Raw genomic sequence first — 1,845 nt, forward strand, 5'->3', positions numbered from 1 at the left:
TTAATCGTCGTATCAGAATCTTGCCACACGATGTGTCAACCACCACTGACTAAAGTCAGTGGCTTGTGAGCAAACACCCTTCTTACGAGCGCTTGAATCACAATTTGCACAGATACACCACTGCAGGCAGTTCGTAGAACTGCTTTGTCTTACACGGCAATTACCAGTGCCTTTAGCGTCCCCAGGTTGCCATAGGGACGAGCCTAATCAGGCTAATTTAGCAAGCCCTTTGATCAGTATGTTCTGCGCGGCATTGTGATCGCGAACGTGATGGGTATGGCATTTAGGACACGTCCATTCTCGATCAGCAAGCCTCAGCTTATCAGTGCCTTCGGTTCCCATGACGAAGTCGCAACTATGACAGGTTTGAGTGGTATTCCTAGGATTGATCGTTACAAACTGGCGACCATAAAGGTCAGCCTTGTAAGTTAGCATGCCTAAGAAGGTACGCCAGCCTACGTCTGCGATACTCATTGCCAAAGCATGATTTTTTAGTAAGTTCTTACTTCGCAATTCCTCTGCAACCACTAAATCGTGGTTCTTGATTAGTGTGGTTGAGACGTTGTGCAAGAAGTTCTTACGCCGATCTAGAACCCGTGCATGAATCTTAGCAACTACCAAGCGCTGTTTTTGGTAATTCTTACTGTTACGTAACGGCCGATGCTCTTTCTTTGCCCTTCGGGCACGGCGCGACAAAACACGTTGAGCCTTAGCCAGTCGTCCCTTAATCGTTCGATAGTGGCGCGGATTTGCGACAACTTTGCCATCACTGGTCGTCAAGAAGTTTTTCGTGTTGAGGTCAATGCCGGTTTGCCGATTGGTTTTGGCAGGCTTCGTGATGAACGGTGTATCAGAACCCAGCTGCATGGATAAAAAGAAACGGTCGGCAGCGTCCTTAGTAATCGTGACCGTGCCAATGCGAATTTCTGCTTGCCGACTCAGTAATCGTTTGTGGGAGCCTTTAATGCGTAGCCGACCTAACTTAGGCACTAAAATGTGCTTGAGGTCTTCAAAGCAGACGGTCCCGTTGGTTAGCTGCGCCGTTTTCTGCTTGATATATTGGCAATTAGTCTGATAGCACCACGCATAGCTTTTACGGTGGAATTTTGGGACGCCAGTACCATGAACCTTCCGAAAGGCTTTCCATGCCTTGCGGTAGTTCCGGATAGCGTTAGCCTTAGCCAGACTGTCAATGCGCTTGTCTTCTAAGAATTGGAAATGATTGGACAACTGCTTGGCATTTTGCCGTAATTCAAGCTGCTTGATTCGAGTTTGAACCGTATCAATTGGCAGCTTGACTTGTTTTAATTGCCAGAGTTCTTTACCAATCACCACCATCTCGTTATAGACGAAGCGACTGGCATCGCTGTTAAGCTTAATCAATTGCTTTTGGCGGTCACTTGGGTAGATGCGAATCTTCAAGCCATAATGATATTCTAATTGTGCCATTGACTTCATTTAATCTCACCTCTTTTCTTGCTATGATGGTATTATAGCGTTAACCAATAACCCTAACAATTGAGGTGACTTTTATGACTCAAGGAAAAAAACCAAGACGCTGTTTATACTAGACGCTATATCTATAACTTTCATTACCATTTGATCTGGGTAACGAAATATCGGCATCAAACTTTTGTAACCAGGAAACTGGTAGATGAAATGAAGGTCATTCTGCAAAAGGTTGCCGATGATAATGAAATTGTGATCGAAAAAATGGAAGTCATGCCCGATCATGTCCATGTATTGATCAGTTTTCCGCCTAGCAAGGCACCAACCAGTGCCATCAAAGCGCTCAAGGGCAGAAGTGCCTTTATCTTTCTCAAACGGCATCCAGAAATTCGCGAT

The 1,845-nt window shown here is 45.3% G+C and carries 2 protein-coding genes; one reads left to right on the forward strand and one right to left on the reverse strand.

Annotated features, from left to right (window positions below; all coding sequences use genetic code 11):
- Nucleotides 1–207: 207 nt before the first annotated feature.
- Nucleotides 208–1,458 (reverse strand): RNA-guided endonuclease InsQ/TnpB family protein, encoded by a 1,251-nt coding sequence (locus BVJ53_RS14665; RefSeq protein ID WP_129302974.1) that lies wholly within the window; start codon nt 1,456–1,458, stop codon nt 208–210.
- 120 nt (nt 1,459–1,578) lie between these two features.
- Between BVJ53_RS14665 and tnpA the strand changes: the two genes are divergently transcribed.
- A partial coding sequence (tnpA, locus tag BVJ53_RS14670; RefSeq protein WP_129302975.1) for an IS200/IS605 family transposase occupies nt 1,579–1,845 on the forward strand: 267 nt, incomplete at its 3' end.

The sequence above is a fragment of the Lacticaseibacillus chiayiensis genome (assembly GCF_004123795.1).
In the GTDB taxonomy this organism is placed as follows: Bacteria; Bacillota; Bacilli; order Lactobacillales; family Lactobacillaceae; genus Lacticaseibacillus; species Lacticaseibacillus chiayiensis.

Coding starts and splice junctions, on each gene's coding strand:
- BVJ53_RS14665 (WP_129302974.1), bottom strand. CDS start 1,458: ATGAAGTCAATGGCACAATTAGAATATCATTATGGCTTGAAGATTCGC.